The sequence below is a fragment of the Mycobacterium sp. SM3041 genome (assembly GCF_039668335.1).
Classification (GTDB): Bacteria; Actinomycetota; Actinomycetes; order Mycobacteriales; family Mycobacteriaceae; genus Mycobacterium.
Genome location: NZ_JAYXBQ010000079.1, coordinates 112,064 through 130,231, shown reverse-complemented (window position 1 = coordinate 130,231; position 18,168 = coordinate 112,064). Strand labels below are relative to the sequence as shown.

Here is an 18,168-nt window from a genome sequence, read left to right as displayed (position 1 = left end):
CGCCACTGAGCGGCGATATGTTGCACGGCACACCCGCGGCGCTCTACGGTTTGCGCGCGGGAGGTTCCCGTGAGACAGGAGGCGTCCGTGGTGCGCGCGGGAAAGCTGCGGGCTGCGCTGGCAGCGGGTGCGGCGGCGTGCACGGCCGCCACGTTGGTCTCCGCCTGCGGTTCCGGTGGGGGCGGCACCGTCGTCAGCGTCTACACGTCGGCGAATGAGAAGGCGACGTTCTCGGCCCTCGCCAGGCGGTGCAACGCCGAACTCGGCGGCCGCTTCAGCATCAAGCAGGTCAGTCTGCCCAAGGGCGCCGACGATCAGCGGCTGCAACTGGCGCGCCGGCTGACCGGCAACGACAAGACCCTCGACATCATGGGCCTGGACGTCGTGTGGACCGCCGAGTTCGCCGAGGCCGGCTGGGCCGTGCCGCTTGCCGACGACCCGGCCGGAAAAGCGGAAGCCGACGCTGCCGACGACACCTTGCCTGGACCGCTGAAGACCGCGCAGTGGCAGGGCCGGCTGTTCGCCGCGCCCATCACGACCAACACCCAAATGCTCTGGTACCGGGCCGATCTGATGCCCGAAGCGCCGGCCACCTGGGACGACATGGTGGCGCAGGCGACGCGGCTGCACGCCGCCGGCGGACCCAGCTGGATTGCCGTGCAGGCCAAGCAGTACGAGGGCCTGGTGGTCTGGTTCAACACCCTGCTGACCAGTGCCGGCGGCAGCGTGCTGTCCGACGACGGCAAGACCGTCACCTTGACCGACACCCCTGAGCACCGCGCCGCGACGGTCAAGGCCCTGCAGGTCATCAAGTCGGTGGCCACCGCACCCGGCGCCGACCCGTCGATCACCCAGACCGACGAGGGGACGGCGCGGCTCGCTCTCGAGCAGGGCAAGGCCGCGCTCGAGGTGAACTGGCCGTTCGTGCTGCCGTCGCTGCTGGAGAACGCGGTCAAGGGCGGCGTGCCGTTCCTGCCGCTCGATCAGCACGCGGAGCTCAAGGGCGCCATCAACGATGTCGGCACCTTCGCACCCGACGATGCGCAGTTCGCCACCGCCTACGACGAGAGCAAGAAGGTGTTCGGCTTCGCGGATTACCCGTCGGTGCAGCCCGGGGTGCCGGCCAAGGTCACCATCGGTGGCCTGAATCTTGCGGTGAGCAAGACCAGTACGCACAAGGCCGAGGCCTTCGAGGCCATCCGGTGCATGCGCAGCGCGACCAACCAGCAGTTCACGTCGGTGGAGGGCGGACTGCCCGCGGTCCGCGCGTCGCTGTATGACGATGCCAAGTTCCAGGCCAAGTACCCGCAGTACGCGGTGATCCGCCGCCAGCTCGCCGACGCCGCGGTCCGGCCGGCCACGCCGCAGTATCAGGCGGTGTCGACGCGGATTTCGGCGACGCTGGCCCCGGTCACCAAGATCGACCCGGAGCGCACCGCCGACAAGCTGGCGTCCGAGGTGCAACAGGCGATCGACGGCAAGGGGCTGATCCCGTGAGCGACACCGGAGTTGCGAACGCGGCAGCCAACCCCGAGCGCCGGCTCGCCTACCTCCTGATCGCCCCAGCCGTGCTGGTCATGCTGGCGGTGGCCGCGTATCCCGTCGCCTATGCGGTGTGGCTGAGCCTGCACCGGGACAACCTCGCGGCGCCGGCGGAGACGCGGTTCGTGGGGCTGGACAACTACACGACGATCCTCACCGACCACTACTGGTGGACGGCGTTCGTGGTCACCCTCGGCATCACGGTGGTATCGGTGGCCATCGAGTTCGTGCTCGGCATGGCGCTGGCGGTGGTGATGCACCGGACCATGTTCGGCAGTGCCGTCGTGCGCACGGCCATCCTCATTCCGTACGGCATCGTGACCGTGGCCGCCTCTTACAGTTGGTATTACGCGTGGACGCCGGGCACCGGATACCTCGCGAACCTGCTGCCCACGGGCACCGCGCCGCTGACCGAACAGTTGCCGTCGCTGGCCATCGTGGTGCTCGCCGAGGTGTGGAAGACGACGCCGTTCATGTCGCTGCTGCTGTTGGCCGGGCTGGTGCTGGTGCCCCGGGAACTGCTCGACGCCGCCGAGATGGACGGCGCGAGCCGCTGGCAGCGGTTCGCCAAAGTGACTCTGCCGCTGATGAAACCGGCCATCCTGGTGGCCCTGTTGTTCCGCACGCTGGACGCGTTCCGGATCTTCGACAACATCTATGTGCTCACCGGCGGCACCAACAACACCGGTTCGGTGTCGATCCTGGGTTACGACAACCTGTTCAAGGCGTTCAACATCGGGCTCGGCTCGGCGATCAGCGTGCTGATCTTCGCGACCGTCGCGATCATCGCCTTCATCTACATCAAGATCTTCGGTGCTGCGGCGCCCGGTGCGCAGGCCGAGGTGCAGTGAAATGGGTGGGGCGATGAGCGGGCAGAGAAGTGGCGGCCGGCTGGCCGGCTGGGGCGTGGTCAACGTCCTGGTGGTCATCTACGCGCTGCTGCCGGTGCTCTGGATCTTTTCGCTGTCCCTCAAGCCGACGTCATCGGTCAAGGACGGCAACCTGATTCCGCGTCAGATCACCTTCGACAACTACAAGGGCATCTTCACCGGCGGCGCCTTCGGCTCGGCATTGTTCAACTCGATCGGTATCGGGCTCATCACCACCGCCATCGCCGTCACGATCGGTGGCATGGCCGCCTACGCCGTGGCGCGCCTGGACTTTCCGGGCAAGCGGCTGCTGGTCGGCCTGGCGTTGCTGATCTCGATGTTCCCCCAGATCTCGCTGGTGACACCGCTGTTCAACATCGAGCGCACCGTCGGGCTGTTCGACACCTGGCCGGGCCTGATCCTGCCGTACATCACCTTCGCACTGCCGCTGGCGATCTACACCCTGTCGGCGTTCTTCCGGGAAATCCCTTGGGATTTGGAGAAGGCCGCCAAGATGGACGGTGCCACGCCGGGGCAGGCCTTCCGGAAGGTCATCGCGCCGCTGGCGGCGCCCGGCATCGTCACCGCGGCGATCCTGGTGTTCATCTTCGCCTGGAACGACCTGCTGCTGGCGTTGTCGCTGACCGCCACGCAGCGGGCCATCACCGCGCCCGTGGCAATCGCGAACTTCACGGGCAGTTCGCAATTCGAGGAGCCGACCGGTTCCATCGCCGCCGGGGCGATGGTCATCACGGTGCCGATCATCATCTTTGTTCTGATCTTCCAACGACGGATCGTCGCGGGCCTGACGTCCGGTGCGGTGAAGGGGTAGTTCATGGCCGAAATCGTTTTGGACCACGTCACCAAGAGTTACACCGGCGGGGCGACCGCGGTGCAGGACCTGTCGCTGACCATCGCCGACGGTGAGTTCCTGATCCTCGTCGGGCCGTCGGGGTGCGGAAAGTCGACCACGCTCAACATGATTGCCGGGCTCGAGGACATCAGCTCCGGCGAACTGCGCATCGGTGGCGAGCGGGTCAACGAGAAGGAGCCCCGGGACCGGGACATCGCGATGGTGTTCCAGTCCTACGCGCTCTACCCGCACATGACGGTGCGGCAGAACATCGCGTTCCCGCTCACCCTCGCGAAGCTGCCGAAGGCCGAGATCGCGGCCAAGGTCGAGGAGACCGCGAAAATCCTTGACCTGACCGCACTTCTGGACCGCAAGCCCGCCCAGCTTTCCGGTGGCCAGCGTCAGCGCGTGGCGATGGGACGCGCCATCGTGCGCAGCCCCAAGGCCTTCCTGATGGACGAGCCGCTGTCCAACCTGGACGCCAAGCTGCGGGTGCAGATGCGCACCGAGATCGCCCGGCTGCAGGCCCGCCTCGGCACCACCACCGTCTACGTCACGCACGACCAGACCGAGGCGATGACGCTGGGGGACCGGGTGGTGGTGATGAGCGGCGGTGTCGCACAACAGGTCGGCACCCCCGATGAGCTGTACAACGAGCCCGCGAACCTGTTCGTCGCCGGCTTCATCGGCTCCCCGTCGATGAACTTCTTCCCGGCCACGCGGACCGACGTCGGCGTGCAGCTGCCCTTCGGCGAGGTCACCTTGAGCGACGACGCGCGCGCGGCGCTGGAGCGGCAGCGGCCGTCGGCCGACCTGATCGCGGGCGTGCGCCCCGAACAGTTCGACGACGCCTCGGTGATCGACGCCTACGCGCGCATCCAGTCGCTGACCTTCGAGGTCGACGCCGAGCTGGTGGAATCGCTCGGTGCGGACAAGTACGTGCACTTCCGGCTCGAAGGCGCCGGCGCCCAGGCCGCCCAGTTGGAACAGCTGGCCGACGACACCGCGGACGCCGGATCGAGCGAAAACACCTATGTGGCACGGGTTTCGGCCAAGTCGCCCTCGACGGCGGGCAGCCGGATCGAGCTGGCCCTGGACACCTCCAAGCTGACGCTGTTCGACCCGGCCACGGGCCGCAACCTGTCGTTGCCGCAGTGACCGACGTCCTCGGCGCGGTTCGTGCCCGTCTGACAACGCATTTCGCCGATCGCGGCAGCACCGCCGATCCGGTGGGCGCCAGCGTCACGTTCCTCGGTGCCGACCCCATCGAGGTACTGCGTTACGGGCCGACCGACGGGGACGTGTATCACTATGCGTCCCTGGGCTGTTCGCGCTACCCCATGACGGACCCGATGGACATGGTGGCCGACGGGATCAGCGGCCCGCGGGCGGAGGCGGTGCTGTCCCTGCGCGGTCCGACCCCGACGGCGCTGGCTCGCTCGATCGCGGTGTTGGCGTCGGCACCGGCCGTCGAAGGCCTGATCCTGGAACCGGATGCGCTGATCGATCTGCAGCAGCCGGTCTGGCAGGGGGCGGCGTTCACCGCATTCCTGTTGGGCGTCAGCGAGATCGGTGACGTCGAGCTGCCTGAGCCGTACCAGCCGGTGCGGATCCTCAGCGCCACACCGATCACCGCGACCGAGGCCGCCTGGGTGCGGCTCAAAGGCGCCGCCGCCATGCGGGATGCGTGGCAGCAGGACGGCGTCGACGTCCTCGATCAGCGACGCCGGGCCGCCGAACCTCGGGCCTAGGACGTGTTGTTCGGACAGGTGACGTCGGCCCACACGACGTCACCCTCGGCCGGTTCGTCGGAGGACGGGTTGTTGACGCGGACCACGGTGCAGCGGGGCAGGAGCACCGGCTTGTTGCCGTTGAGCCAGTTGATCCTGACGGTGTAGCCCTCGGCCTCGAGGTCTCTGATCACGGCGTCCGCGCCATTGGCGTGGGCGGCGGGTGCGGTGATGCCGGTGAGCACACCACTGGCAACGACCAACGCGACTACGGTGGAGCTGCGCCCAATTTTCATTGGAAGATCATGCCCGAACGGTTGTCACCGGCGGTCCGTTTTGCTAGAGGACGGTGTCACTCAGCGCGGTGCGAACCTCGGCCACGGCGCGTTCGGCCGCGCGTACCGCTCCTTCGAGGTAGCTCTCGAACTCGGGCGCGGTCTCGGTGCCGGCCCAGTGCAGCCGATCCACCGGGACGGTCGCGGCGTCGGTGTATCCCGTCAGCACCCCCGGTGCGCGCGTGCCGACACAACCGTTGATCCACGGTTCGTCGACCCAGGACTTCTCCACCACTTCAACGGGATTCGCCGCTTCGGGGCCGAACAGCGTGACCAGGTCGCGCACGAATGCCGCGTGGCGCGCCGCGGGATCGTTGAGTACCTCGTCGGTCCAGGTGAAGCCCGGACCTGCGCCTGCCGTGCCGACGAAGACCAGCAAGACGCCCACACTGCCGTCCGCCGGGGAGTTGTCGACCACGAAATGCGCGATCGGCAGGTCGGTGAGGGCCGATCCGTTGAAGCCCTGCTTGCGCCAGAACGGCTTGTCGTAGACCGCGAACACCTTGGTTTCGGTGCCGTTGTGCCAGGCCCGCTGCAGGGCCGAGCGACGCACCGGCAGTTCGGGAGTGACACGAATCCGGCCCGCGTCGGCCGGGCTCATGGCCACGATGACGCGCCGACAGCGCACGTCCGCACGCGCCGACCGGACCAGCACCTCGTGGTCGAGCTGGTGAATCTCGGTGACGGGAGAGTCCAGCAGCACCCGGTCATCCAGCCGGTCGGCGAGCGTCGTGGACACCAGCTGCATGCCACCGACCACCCGGGAGTCCTGTGCACCGTCTCGGGTGTTGACCATGAAGCTGATTCCGCCCGAGGTGGCGATCTGGTGCAGCACCTTGAGCAGTGAGACCCGGTGCGGGTCTTCGGCATACATCATGGTGAAGCAGGTGGTGAACAGGTGTCGTGCCTCGTCGACGAGGCAGTTCGTGTCCAGCCAGTGGCCGAGCGTCGTACTGTCCCAGGCGCCGGCCTTCTTCGCCGTCCACGGTGTCTTGGCGGGCACCCGCTTGGCCATTCGTTCCAGCCGGAACTGGGCCTGCGCGAAGTCGAGCAGGGCGAGGGGGCCCAGCGGCGGGATGGTGCCCGTGTAGGTGCGACGCTTCCCGTGCTGCAGGTAGATGGTGTTTCCCGCGGTGTACGTCTGGAAGGTCGACAGTCCCAGCTCTTCGATCAGCGCGTACATCCGCGTGTGCAGGGCGCCGATCCATTGACCGCCACCATCGGTGACGGCGCCGTTGCCGACGTCGACATTGACGGTCCGGCCGCCCACCCGATCACCGGCTTCGAGTACCACTACCGAAAGTCCTTGTTGGGAAAGCCGATACGCCGCGGTGAGGCCGGACAGCCCGGCGCCTACGACGACCACGTCGACGTCACGGTCGACACTCTGTGGGTTGGTCATTTCTCGCTGCCTCCTGGCCGCCCGCTCGTAAAACCAAAACTCGATTCGATATTGAGTTTAGGTGTCGGCGATCGTCGCCGTCAAGGAAAAATCGATCCGAGATCGGTTTTGGGCCGGACGGCAACATCAGCCAACCCGGGCCCTGCGTGCCAAGCGAATTGCCGTCAGCGGCTACGGCGCGCGCTCATCTCCCGAGCTGACTTACAGCCAGTGGTTGTGGCGGAACGTCCGGTACAACGCCGTGCACACCAGCACCATCACCGTCAGCACGGCGAAATAGCCGTAATGCCAATGTAGTTCGGGCATGTTGTCGAAGTTCATGCCGTAGATGCCGGCGATCATCGTGGGCATCGCGGCGATGGCGACCCACGCCGAGATTTTGCGCATGTCCGCGTTCTGTTCCATCCCGACCTTGCCGAGCGCGGCCTGCACCAGTGAGCTCAGCATGTCGTCGAACCCGGTGATCTGATCGGCGGCCTGGCTGTTGTGGTCGTGGACGTCGCGGATGTAACGGCGGACTTCTTTGGAGATCAGGTCGTTGTGGTCGGACAGCAGTCGCTGCAGCGCCATCGTCAGCGGATTCACCGAGTGCCGCAGCTCGACCACTTCGCGCTTGAGCAGGTAGATGCTCTCGATGTCGGTCTGGGTGTGTGAGGAGAAGACGCTCTGTTCGATGGTGTCGATGTCGGTCTCGACCAGCGCGGTGACTTCGAGGTAGCTGTCCACCACATGGTCGGCGATGGCGTGCATCACCGCGTACGGCCCCAGCGTGAGGATGGTGGGCGACTCGTCGAGCCGGTGCCGCACACCGGCCAGTCCGCTGTGCTCGCCGTGCCGCACGGTGACGACGAAGTCGGGCCCGACGAACACCATGATCTCGCCGGTCTCGACGATCTCGCGGGCATTGGCCACGGACTCGTGTTCAACGTAGCTGACCGTCTTGAGCACCAGGAACAGGGTCTGGTCGTACCGTTCCAGCTTGGGCCGCTGATGGGCGCAGACCGCGTCTTCGACGGCCAGTTCGTGCAGCCCGAAGACATCGGCGACGGCCTGCATCTGGTGCTGGTCGGGCTCGTGGAGCCCGATCCACACGAAGGCCTCGGCGCCGGCCGCGCGCAGTTCGCGCACCTTGGCGACGGCGGCACCGTGGGTGTACTTGCCGGGCAGCCGCGCGCCCATGGAGTAGACGCCGCAGTCGACAGTGGCGCGGGCGACCGGAACGTGGATGGAGCTGGCATCGGGGCCGGCGTGCGTCTTTTTCGGGACGGGACGGAAGTTCGATGGTTGGAGCGCGCGGAACGAGGGCATGCGGCTGACCTCCCGTGGGGCGGACTTCTCGGATCTGTAGACCAGTCGCAAATGCTACGCGGAACCGGCGAGTAACAATTGAGTGAAGTAGCCTGACGCGGTGTCAGATAAGTCAGGTGCTGTGCGCACACCCCAGGTGGTCATCGAAGATGCGGAAATTTTCGCCGCCCACGAAGGGGGCAAGCTCTCCGTAGCCCTCAACGAGCCGCTGGATACCCAGCGTGCGTTGTCGATCGCCTACACCCCCGGCGTCGCGCAGGTCAGCCGTGCCATCGCGGCCGACGCGACCCTGGCCAAGAAGTACACCTGGGCCAATCGCCTGGTCGCGGTCGTCAGCGACGGTAGTGCCGTGCTGGGCCTCGGCGATATCGGTCCGGCGGCCTCGCTGCCGGTCATGGAGGGCAAGAGCGCCCTGTTCAAGACCTTCGGCGGTCTCGACTCCATCCCGATCGTGCTGGACACCAAGGACCCCGACGAGATCGTCGAGACCCTGATCCGGCTGCGTCCGACGTTCGGCGCCGTCAACCTGGAGGACATCTCCGCGCCGCGATGTTTCGAGATCGAGCGCCGCGTCATCGAGGCGCTGGACTGCCCCGTCATGCATGACGACCAGCACGGCACCGCCATCGTGGTCCTCGCCGCGCTGCTGGGCGCCACCAAGGTGCTCGAGCGCGACATGCACAACCTCAAGGTCGTGGTCTCCGGCGCCGGTGCGGCCGGTGTGGCCTGCACCAACATCATGCTGGCCAGCGGCATTCGCGACATCATCGTCCTCGACAGCAAGGGTGTCGTGCACTCCGGTCGTAACGACCTGAACTCCTTCAAGGCCGAACTCGCCGGCCGCACCAACCCCCGTGGCGTCACCGGTGGCATCGCCGAGGCGCTCGACGGCGCCGACGTCTTCCTCGGTGTCTCGGCCGGCCTGGTGCCCGAGGAATTCATCGCCGAGATGGCGCCCAACAGCATCGTGTTCGCCCTGTCCAACCCGGACCCGGAGATCCACCCGGATGTCGCGCGCAAGTACGCCGCGGTGGTGGCGACCGGTCGCAGCGACTTCCCGAACCAGATCAACAACGTGCTGGCGTTCCCGGGCGTGTTCCGCGGCGCCCTGGACGCCGGTGCCCGCCGGATCACCGAGGCCATGAAAGTGGCTGCCGCAGAAGCCATCTTCTCGGTCGTCGGTGACGATCTGTCGGTCGACTACATCGTGCCCAGCGCGCTCGACCCGCGCGTGGGGCCGGCCGTGGCGGCCGCGGTGGCGGCTGCCTCGCAAGCCTGAACACCATGAGCCGCCGGGTCGCGGCGGGCGGTGTGGCGCTGGCCGCACTGCTCACCGCGGCGACGGCGGGCTGCAGCAGCGGGCAGTCCGTGCCGGGGCCTCCGGGGTTGACCGTCGGCGCGGCGCCGACCGCCGAGTCGAAACTGCTCGCGCATCTGTACTCGGCGGCGCTGGGGTACTTCGGTATCCCGACCCGGGTGCACCTGGTCCCGGATCCTGTTGCGGCACTTGACTCCGCCGATGTGACGGTGGCGCCCGGGCTGACCGGTGAACTGCTCGTCAGATTCGTCCCGCATGCCACGGCACGGGCCGACGAGCAGGTGTACCGGTCGATGATCTCGGCGCTGCCCGAAGGTATCGCCGCCGCCGACTACACGGCGTCGGCACAGGACAAGCCGGCCGTCGCGGTCACCGCGGCGACCGCGGACCGCTGGGGCAAGCGGGATGTCGCGGCGCTGCCGGGGCACTGCGGCGGATTGTCCGTCGGGGTGGTGACGGGCGACGCGCATCCGGCTCGGGTGGGGGACTGCATCCTGCCGGCCGCTCGTGAATTCAAGGACAGCGCAAGCCTTTTCGCCGCGTTGCAGGCGGGTGCGGTGACGGTGGCCTGGACCTCGACGGCGGCGCCCGCGGTACCGTCCGGGGTGACGGTGCTGACCGACCGGACGTCGCTGATCCGCGCCGAGAACGTGGTGCCCTTGTACCGGCGCAATGTCCTGGCCGAGCAACAGGTGTTGGCGCTCAACGGCATTGCCGGCGAACTGGACACCGCGACGCTGACCGACATGATCGGTCAGGTCGACAAGGGTGCCGATCCGGCAGCCGTGGCGGGTGCGTGGCTGGCCCAGCACCCGCTGGACCACTAGCCGCGCGGGCAATCCGCGGTCAGGGGTTCACATGCCCTCGCGCTGCTCACCAGTAGTGGGTGACCCTGGTGCGAAGTGCGTGGTTTCAATCACGGGGGAGCAGTAGCCGTCCTGATTGAAGCCACGCACCGTTCCGCGCCGCGAAACGTCCCTGGCTTCAACAACAACTCGCGGATCGTCGTCCCGGTTGCACTCAGGGACTTATCGCCGCGCCGCTGTTGGTGAACAAGTCCACTCCGTGTCTCGGCGCCCGAGGGCAGGAGTCGAACGACTGGGCCCGGGAGTCAACCGAGCTTCGGCAGCACCCGTCCGGCGATGGCCGCGAAGAGGCCCTGGTAGGCGCCCGACCCGGTGATGCGGACGATCACGTCGACGATCTTGGCGTCGGGCCCGACCAGCACCCGGGCGTGGCCCTTGCGGACCGACTCGAGAATGATCTGTGCGGCGCGTTCGGGCGTGGTCAGGGCCGCCCTGTCGAAGAGCTTGTTCAGGCCCGCGGAGTCGATGTCGGACGCCGCGGTCGAGTTGCGCACGATGTTCGTCTTGATGCCGCCGGGGTGCACCGTGGTGACCTTCACCGGATGCCCGGCGAGCTTCATCTCCTGGCGCAGCGCCTCGGTGAAGCCGCGGACGGCGAATTTGGCTGCGTTGTAAGCGGATTGGCTGGGCACCGCGAACAGGCCGAAGATGCTCGAGACGTTGACGACGTGCCCGTCACCCGAGGCGATCAGGTGCGGCAGAAAGACCTTGGTGCCGTTCACGACGCCCCAGAAGTCGACGTCCATGACCCGTTCGATGTCCTTGAACTGGCTGACCTCGAGATCACCGGTGAAGGCGATGCCGGCGTTGTTGTAGATCTGGTTGACCTTGCCGAAGTGCTTGACCACCTCGTCGGCGTAGAGCTCGAAGGCCTCCCGCTCGGCGACGTTGAGCCGGTCGGCTTTCACCGGCGCGCCGATGGCCTTGACCTGTTCCTCGGTCTTGGCCAGGCCCTCGGTGTCGATGTCACTGATCGCCAGCGACGCACCCGAGCGCGCCAGCTCGATGGCCAGCGCCTGACCGATACCCGACCCGGCTCCGGTGATCACACAGACCTTGCCGGCGAATCCCTCCATGACCGCTCCTTTGCGTTGGGTGGTGGGTGTCAGTGCGAGCGCGACGGCATCACGCGGGACGTGACGCGGGAGAACAGATCCTGGTATGCGCCCGAGCCGGTGGCCCGGATGATGAGGTCCAGCAGCTTGGCGTCCGGTCCGACGAGCACGCGGGCGTGGCCCTTGCGGACGGCCTCCAGGATGATCTTGGCGGCGCGTTCGGGCGTGGTCTTGGCCAGCTTCGCGTCGAAGGTCTTGGCCAGTTCCTTCGGGTCGATGCCTTCGACCGCGGTGGAGTTGCGCGCAATGCCGGTCTTCACGCCACCGGGGTGCACGGTGGTGACCTTGACGGGGTGGCCGGCGAGCTTCATCTCCTGGCGCAGCGCCTCGGTGAAGCCGCGGACGGCGAACTTGGAGGCGTTGTAGGCGGCCTGGCCGGGGACGGCGAACAGGCCGAAGACGCTCGAGACGTTGACGACGTGCCCGTCGCCGGAGGCGATGAGGTGCGGCAGGAATTCCTTGGTGCCGTTGACGACGCCCCAGAAGTTGACGTCCATGACCCGTTCGATGTCCTTGAACTGGCTGACCTCGATGTCGCCGGTGAAGGCGATGCCGGCGTTGTTGTAGATCTGGTTGACCTTGCCGAAGTGCTCGGCGACGGCGTCGGCGTAGAGGGCGAAGGCCTCGCGCTCGGTGACGTTGAGGCGGTCGGCTTTGACGGGGGCGCCGATGGCCTTGATCCGCTCCTCGGTCTCGGCGAGGCCCTCCGTGTTGACGTCACTGATCGCCAGCTTGGCGCCCGAGCGGGCGAGCTCGATGGCGAGGGCCTGACCGATACCCGATCCGGCTCCGGTGACGACACAGACTTTCCCGGCGAAGCCCGACATGTTTACTCCCTTGTGGTCGATGCGCGTGCTGCTAGCGACAGTAGCCGGTACCGCCGGTGTCGGATAGCACCGGGTGGCGCTGCGAGAGCTGCGGTACCAAACGGTACCAAACCGCCCTCAACCTGTGAATCATGCTAGGAAATGGCCGGTGCGGGCCCATTTTCATCGACGCACGCCGCCCCTGCCGCGACGCTCGCTGCATTGCTTCTCTTCTTCGACCCGACGGCAGGGAGTTGATTCCGATGACAGCATCGTGGGGCCTGACCGGACCGCAGTTTCTGGGCGTCTATCTCGTCACGTATCTGCTTGCGCTGGCGTTGATGTACGGCTTCCGGGCCGTGTTGACGCGCTCGGGAACTGCGGAAACCGATGCCCCGAATCCGCGACCGCTACTGGACCCTTATGAGACTGCATATCTGGCCGGCGGGCCGGGCCGTACCGTCAGCACGGCGATCGCGAACCTGGCCTTGAGCGACCGGCTTCTGGTTTCCCGCGGCGGCACGCTCACCGTCGCCGCCGGCGCCACGCTGATCGACGACGTGGACGCTGCCGTCGCCGACGGCGTGTCCGCCACGCACCGCCGGAAGACGGCGATGAAGCGGCTGCGCAAGCATCCCCGGATCGTGGCGATCGGTGAGCGGTTGCGTGCCCGGGGCCTGCTTCTCGACAGCGGGTCGACCACCATCCTGCGGGCGTGTGCGCTGCTGCCGTGCGCGGTGTGGGTCGTCGGTGTGCTCCGGTTGATCAACGGCATCGAGCTGCACCACAAGGTCCTTCTGCTGTTCGTTTTCCTGGTGGCAACCGGTCTGTCGACACTCGTCCTGGTGCGCGCGTTCCTTGCCGATGCGGCACACCGCCCGTCCGCCGAAGGGCAACTCGCCCTGCAGGGCATGCGCAACCGGTATGAGTCCGGGGTGGCCCTGACCGAACCTGCGGCCGAGACCGGACGCACCGATGCGGCCCGTCAGGCACAGGTGGTCGGCGTCGCGCTGCTCGGGTTCGTCGCGCTGACCGACGACGATCTGCGTACCTCGTTGCTCGGCAGCGTCGGTGTCGCGGGCGGCGGCGGTTGCGGCAGCGGCAGCAGCTGCGGCGGTGGCGGTGGGGGATGCGGCGGCGGTGGCTGTGGCGGCTGCGGCGGGTGCGGCGGATGACCACCGGAGCTCCCGGGCCTGCCGTCGGTATCGGCTGGCGGCCCGAGATCGACCTCACCATCGAGCGACTGCCCGGTGTCGAGTTCATGGAGGTGATCGCCGAAGGCATCCGGCCCGGCGCCCTGCCGGCTTCGCTGGAGGCGGTCCGTAGTCGCGGAATTCCCGTTGTGCCACATGGAATTTCGCTCTCGTTGGGCGGTGCGGAGCGGCCCGACCCCGCCCGGCTCGAGCACCTCGGCGCGTGTGCGGCGGCCCTGGGTGCCCCGTTGGTGAGCGAGCACATCGCCTTCGTGCGCGCCGGAAACCGCGAGGCCGGGCATCTCCTGCCGGTGCCGCGTAGCCGTGCCGCGCTCGACGTCGTCGTGGCCAATGTCCGGATCGCTCAGGACGCGTTGGCCGTCCCGCTGGCCCTCGAACACGTGGCCTCCGTCGTGTCCTGGCCCGACGACGAGTTCACCGAAGCGCAGTTCCTGTGCGAGATCATCGAGCGCACGGGCGCGCTCCTGCTGCTGGACGTGGCCAACCTGTACACGTCCGCCGTCAACTTCGGTGCTGATCCGATCGCTGCGCTCGACACGTTGCCGTTGGATCGGATCGCCTATGTGCACGTCGCCGGGGGAGCCTTGCGCGACGGCATCTGGCACGACACCCACACCGCCGACGTCGCCGAGCCGATCCTGGATCTGCTCGCCGAGCTCGCGAGCCGAACCGTGCTGCCCGCCGTCATGCTGGAACGCGACGGCGCCTACCCGGCGCCCAGCGTGCTGGCTCGGGAGTTGGCCGCCATCAGGTCGGCTGTCGGACGAGTCGGCGATGACGTGGTGCGGCCCTGGGCCGCGGGACCACAGCGGCGACCCGGTCGAGTGGGGGCCGAGCCGTCGGACCTCACCCGGAGGGCGCTGGCCGATGCCGAGGACACGCTGCTGCAGGCACTGCTGGGGCTGTCCGGCCCGCCGGCGGGATTCGATGCCGACCGTGTTGCGGTGGCCGGCGCTGCATTGGCCCACAAGCGAGCCCATACTCAGCCGAAAATGAGCTTGGGTGCGAAATTCCGGCGGAAGTTCGCACCCAAGCTCAGGTTCGACGCTACGGGGCGAACGCCTCGTCGATGATCGCCTGCTGCTCGATGGCGTGCACCTTCGAGCTGCCCGACGACGGCGCGCTCATGGCCCGGCGGGAGATGCGCTTGATGCCGGTCAGCTTCTCGGGCAGCAATTCGGGCAGGCTCAGGCCGAAGGTCGGCCAGGCGCCCTGGTTGGCCGGCTCTTCCTGCACCCAGAAGTACTGCTGCACGTTCGGGTACTGGTCCAGCGTGGCGTTGAGCCGGCGCTTGGGCAGCGGGTACAGCTGCTCGATGCGCACGATCGCGATGTCATCGCGCTTGTCCTTGGCTTTGCGCGCCACCAGCTCGTAGTACAGCTTGCCGCTGGTGAGCAGCACCCGGGTGACCTTCGACCGGTCGCCGACGCCGTCTTCGTAGGTCGGCTCCTCGAGCACCGAGCGGAACTTGATCTCGGTGAAGTCCTTGATGTCGCTGACCGCGGCCTTGTTGCGCAGCATGGACTTCGGGGTGAAGACGATCAGCGGGCGGTGGATGCCGTCGAGACCGTGCCGGCGCAGCAGGTGGAAGTAGTTGGCCGGGGTCGACGGCATGGCGACCGTCATCGAACCTTCGGCGCACACCTGCAGGAACCGCTCGATGCGGCCCGACGTGTGGTCCGGGCCCTGGCCTTCGTGGCCGTGCGGCAGCAGCAGCACGACGTCGGACAGCTGGCCCCACTTGGCCTCGCCGGAGCTGATGAACTCGTCGATGATCGACTGCGCGCCGTTGACGAAGTCACCGAACTGGGCTTCCCACAACACCATGGCGTCGGGGTTGCCCACCGAGTAGCCGTACTCGAAGCCCACCGCGGCGAACTCCGACAGCGCCGAGTTGTAGATCAGCAGCTTGCCGCCGGTCGGGGTGCCGTCGGTGTTGGTGGCCAGCAGTTGCAGCGGGGTGAACTCCTCGCCGGTGACGCGGTCGATGAGCACCGCGTGCCGCTGCGTGAAGGTGCCGCGCTGCGTGTCCTGTCCGGAGAACCGGATCAGCCGGCCCTCGGCGACCATCGAGCCCAGGGCGAGCAGCTCGGCGAACGCCCAGTCGATCTTGCCCTCGTAGGCCATCTCGCGGCGCTTCTCCAGCACCGGCTTGACGCGCGGGTGGACGTTGAAGCCCTCTGGCACCGCCAGGTGCGCGTCGCCGATGCGGGCCAGCAGCGACTTGTCGACCGCCGTCAGCAGGCGCTGCGGGATGGTCTGGTCGGTTTCCACCGACTCGCTGGGCGCGAGCTCGTGCTTCTCGAGCTCGCGGACCTCGTTGAAGACCCGCTCCAGCTGGCCCTGGTAGTCGCGCAGGGCGTCTTCGGCCTCTTTCATGGAGATGTCACCACGGCCGATGAGGGCTTCGGTGTAGGTCTTGCGGACGCCACGCTTGGTGTCGATGACGTCGTACATGTACGGCTGGGTCATCGACGGGTCGTCGCCCTCGTTGTGACCGCGGCGGCGGTAGCACAGCATGTCGATGACGACGTCCTTCTTGAACGCCTCACGGAAGTCGACGGCGAGGCGGGCCACCCAGGCGCAGGCCTCGGGGTCGTCGCCGTTGACGTGGAAGATCGGCGCGCCGATCATCTTCGCCACGTCGGTGCAGTACTCGCTGGAGCGCGAATCCGTTGGCGCCGTGGTGAATCCGATTTGGTTGTTCACGATGATGTGGACGGTGCCGCCGGTGCGGTAGCCCTTGAGCAGCGCCAGGTTGAGGGTCTCGGCGACCACACCCTGGCCGGCGAACGCGGCGTCGCCGTGCAGCATCATCGGCATGATCGAGAAGCGGCCATGGGCGTCGCTGTCGTCGTGCTCGTCGCCGACGAGCAGGTCCTGCTTGGCACGGACCAGGCCCTCCAGAACCGGGTCGACGGCCTCGAGGTGGCTGGGGTTGGCGACCAGCGACACGTCGATCTCGTTGTCGCCGAACATCTGCAGGTAGTGGCCGGTGGCGCCGAGGTGGTACTTGACGTCGCCGGAGCCGTGCGCCAGCGCCGGGTTCAGGTTGCCCTCGAATTCGCTGAAGATCTTCGAGTACGGCTTGCCGACGATGTTGGCCAGCACGTTGAGGCGGCCGCGGTGCGGCATGCCGATGACCACTTCGTCGAGGTTGTGTTCGGCCGCCTGGTCGATGGCGGCGTCCATCATCGGGATGACGGCCTCCGCGCCTTCCAGCGAGAAGCGTTTCTGCCCAACGTATTTGGTGTGCAGGAAGGTCTCGAAGGCCTCGGCGGCGTTGAGCTTGGACAGGATGTACTTCTGCTCGCCGACCGTGGGCTTGTCGTGCTTGACCTCGACGCGCTCCTGCAGCCACTTCTGCTGCTCGGGTTCGAGGATGTGGGTGTACTCGACACCGACGTGGCGGCAGTAGGCGTCGCGCAGCACCGACAGCACGTCGCGCAGCTTCATGAACTGCTTGCCGGCGAAGCCGTCGACCTTGAACTCGCGGTCCAGGTCCCACAGCGTCAGGCCGTGGGTGTTGACGTCGAGGTCGGGGTGGCTGCGGAAGCGGGTCTTGTCCAGCCGCAGCGGGTCGATGTCGGCCATCAGGTGACCGCGGTTGCGGTAGGCCGCGATCAGCTCGATGATGCGGGCGTTCTTGTGGGCGATCGAGTCCGGGTTGTCGATGCGCCAGCGCACCGGCTCGTAGGGGATGCCCAGCTCGCGGAAGATCTCGTCGTAGAAGTCGTCGTCGAGCAGCAGGTGGTGCACGGTGCGCAGGAAGTCACCGGACTCGGCGCCCTGGATGATGCGGTGGTCGTAGGTCGACGTCAGGGTGATGAGCTTGCCGACGCCGAGCTCTGCGATGCGCTCTTCGCTCGCGCCCTGGAACTCGGCCGGGTACTCCATGGCGCCGGCGCCGATGATGGCGCCCTGGCCGCGCATCAGGCGCGGCACCGAGTGCACGGTGCCGATGGTGCCCGGGTTGGTCAGCGAGATGGTGACGCCGCTGAAGTCCTCGGCGGTCAGCTTGCCGTCGCGGGCCCGCCGGACGATGTCTTCGTACGCGGCGATGAACTGGCCGAATTGCATTGTCTCGCAACGCTTGATGGCTGCGACGACGAGCTGGCGCGAGCCGTCCTTGTTCTGCAGGTCGATGGCCAGACCGAGGTTGGTGTGCGCCGGTGTGACGGCCGTCGGCTTGCCGTCGACCTCGGCGAAGTACCGGTTCATGTTCGGGAACTGCTTGACGGCCTGGACGATCGCGTAGCCCAGCAGGTGGGTGAAGCTGATCTTGCCGCCGCGGGTGCGCTTGAGGTGGTTGTTGATGACGACGCGGTTGTCGATCATCAGCTTCGCGGGGATGGCGCGCACGCTCGTGGCGGTCGGCACGTCCAGCGACGCGTTCATGTTCTTGACGACGGCGGCCGCGGCGCCGCGCAGCGTCTGCGTCTCGGAGTCCTCTGCGGGCGCGGGTCCGGCGGCGGCCTTGGCGGGGGCAGCCTTGGCGGGGGCGGCCTTGGCAGGCGCGGCGGCCGGGGCAGCCGGAGCGGCAGGGGCCGCGGCGGGAGCCGGCGCGGCCGCCGGAGCCGCGGGTGCGGCGGCGGGCGCCGGGGTTGCCACGGTTACGGAATCCGTTGTGTCCGTGATGGGTTCGGGGTTGTAGTCACGAAGGAAGTCGTGCCAACTCGGGTCCACCGAGGACGGGTCCTCACGGAATTTGCGATACATCTCTTCGACCAGCCACTCGTTCTGACCGAATGGTGAAGGTGATGTGCTCACGGCCGCTATTCGCCTCGTTTCCTTCTGTCCGACGAGCGCC

The 18,168-nt window shown here is 67.5% G+C and carries 15 protein-coding genes; 9 read left to right on the top strand and 6 right to left on the bottom strand.

Going from position 1 to position 18,168, the window contains the following annotated elements; genetic code table 11:
- The first annotated feature begins 87 nt into the window (after positions 1–87).
- From VXD91_RS28440 to VXD91_RS28420, 5 genes are read left to right on the top strand one after another with little or no spacing between them, the layout of a single operon-like run.
- Positions 88–1,497 carry an ABC transporter substrate-binding protein gene (locus tag VXD91_RS28440; protein ID WP_346416972.1) on the top strand — a complete coding sequence of 470 codons (1,410 nt, stop codon included), beginning with the start codon at positions 88–90 and terminating at the stop codon, positions 1,495–1,497.
- The gene (locus VXD91_RS28435) at positions 1,494–2,393 is read left to right on the top strand and encodes a sugar ABC transporter permease (RefSeq protein WP_346416939.1); all 900 of its coding nucleotides are present in this window, start codon (positions 1,494–1,496) and stop codon (positions 2,391–2,393) included. Before VXD91_RS28440 ends, VXD91_RS28435 begins: the two co-directional genes overlap by 4 nt.
- A 13-nt stretch (positions 2,394–2,406) precedes the next feature.
- Complete coding sequence (locus tag VXD91_RS28430) at positions 2,407–3,243, top strand: carbohydrate ABC transporter permease (RefSeq protein ID WP_346416938.1); 837 nt, start codon at positions 2,407–2,409, stop codon at positions 3,241–3,243.
- Positions 3,244–3,246: 3 nt separating this feature from the next.
- The gene (ugpC, locus tag VXD91_RS28425) at positions 3,247–4,422 is read left to right on the top strand and encodes a sn-glycerol-3-phosphate ABC transporter ATP-binding protein UgpC (RefSeq protein ID WP_346416937.1); all 1,176 of its coding nucleotides are present in this window, start codon (positions 3,247–3,249) and stop codon (positions 4,420–4,422) included.
- A complete protein-coding gene (locus VXD91_RS28420; protein WP_318986184.1) occupies positions 4,419–5,015 on the top strand; it encodes a suppressor of fused domain protein in 597 nt (198 codons plus the stop codon). The genes ugpC and VXD91_RS28420 overlap by 4 nt, the downstream gene beginning before the upstream one ends.
- On the opposite strand, the gene VXD91_RS28415 is transcribed toward VXD91_RS28420, so the two are convergent.
- The 3 genes from VXD91_RS28415 to corA form a co-directional block, all read right to left on the bottom strand.
- The gene (locus tag VXD91_RS28415) at positions 5,012–5,290 is read right to left on the bottom strand and encodes a hypothetical protein (protein ID WP_318986183.1); all 279 of its coding nucleotides are present in this window, start codon (positions 5,288–5,290) and stop codon (positions 5,012–5,014) included. The genes VXD91_RS28420 and VXD91_RS28415 overlap by 4 nt on opposite strands.
- Positions 5,291–5,333: 43 nt before the next feature.
- Positions 5,334–6,731: an NAD(P)/FAD-dependent oxidoreductase gene (locus tag VXD91_RS28410; RefSeq protein WP_346416936.1), complete on the bottom strand. Its 1,398-nt coding sequence runs from the start codon at positions 6,729–6,731 to the stop codon at positions 5,334–5,336.
- Positions 6,732–6,932: 201 nt separating this feature from the next.
- Entirely contained in the window at positions 6,933–8,039 is a 1,107-nt protein-coding gene (gene corA / locus VXD91_RS28405) for a magnesium/cobalt transporter CorA (RefSeq protein WP_212812612.1), read from the bottom strand.
- A gap of 136 nt (positions 8,040–8,175) precedes the next feature.
- Between corA and VXD91_RS28400 the strand changes: the two genes are divergently transcribed.
- Both VXD91_RS28400 and VXD91_RS28395 read left to right on the top strand, forming a co-directional pair.
- Positions 8,176–9,318, top strand: a complete 1,143-nt coding sequence (locus tag VXD91_RS28400; RefSeq protein ID WP_318986610.1) for an NADP-dependent malic enzyme — start codon at positions 8,176–8,178, stop codon at positions 9,316–9,318.
- Positions 9,319–9,323: 5 nt separating this feature from the next.
- Entirely contained in the window at positions 9,324–10,184 is an 861-nt protein-coding gene (locus VXD91_RS28395) for a glycine betaine ABC transporter substrate-binding protein (RefSeq protein ID WP_346416935.1), read from the top strand.
- A gap of 284 nt (positions 10,185–10,468) precedes the next feature.
- On the opposite strand, the gene VXD91_RS28390 is transcribed toward VXD91_RS28395, so the two are convergent.
- Together VXD91_RS28390 and VXD91_RS28385 are read right to left on the bottom strand one after the other, a co-directional pair.
- Positions 10,469–11,299 carry an SDR family NAD(P)-dependent oxidoreductase gene (locus VXD91_RS28390; RefSeq protein ID WP_318986604.1) on the bottom strand — a complete coding sequence of 277 codons (831 nt, stop codon included), beginning with the start codon at positions 11,297–11,299 and terminating at the stop codon, positions 10,469–10,471.
- Between the two features lie 29 nt (positions 11,300–11,328).
- Positions 11,329–12,165 (bottom strand): SDR family NAD(P)-dependent oxidoreductase, encoded by an 837-nt coding sequence (locus VXD91_RS28385; RefSeq protein ID WP_318986603.1) that lies wholly within the window; start codon positions 12,163–12,165, stop codon positions 11,329–11,331.
- Positions 12,166–12,407: 242 nt separating this feature from the next.
- Here VXD91_RS28385 and VXD91_RS28380 point away from each other — a divergent pair, with 242 nt between their 5' ends.
- Positions 12,408–13,319 carry a TIGR04222 domain-containing membrane protein gene (locus VXD91_RS28380; protein ID WP_318986602.1) on the top strand — a complete coding sequence of 304 codons (912 nt, stop codon included), beginning with the start codon at positions 12,408–12,410 and terminating at the stop codon, positions 13,317–13,319.
- Positions 13,316–14,431 (top strand): DUF692 domain-containing protein, encoded by a 1,116-nt coding sequence (locus VXD91_RS28375; protein WP_318986601.1) that lies wholly within the window; start codon positions 13,316–13,318, stop codon positions 14,429–14,431. The genes VXD91_RS28380 and VXD91_RS28375 overlap by 4 nt, the downstream gene beginning before the upstream one ends.
- Here VXD91_RS28375 and VXD91_RS28370 read toward each other — a convergent pair.
- Positions 14,406–18,128 (bottom strand): multifunctional oxoglutarate decarboxylase/oxoglutarate dehydrogenase thiamine pyrophosphate-binding subunit/dihydrolipoyllysine-residue succinyltransferase subunit, encoded by a 3,723-nt coding sequence (locus VXD91_RS28370; protein WP_212812606.1) that lies wholly within the window; start codon positions 18,126–18,128, stop codon positions 14,406–14,408. The two genes, VXD91_RS28375 and VXD91_RS28370, sit on opposite strands and share 26 nt — an antisense overlap.
- Positions 18,129–18,168: the final 40 nt, after the last annotated feature.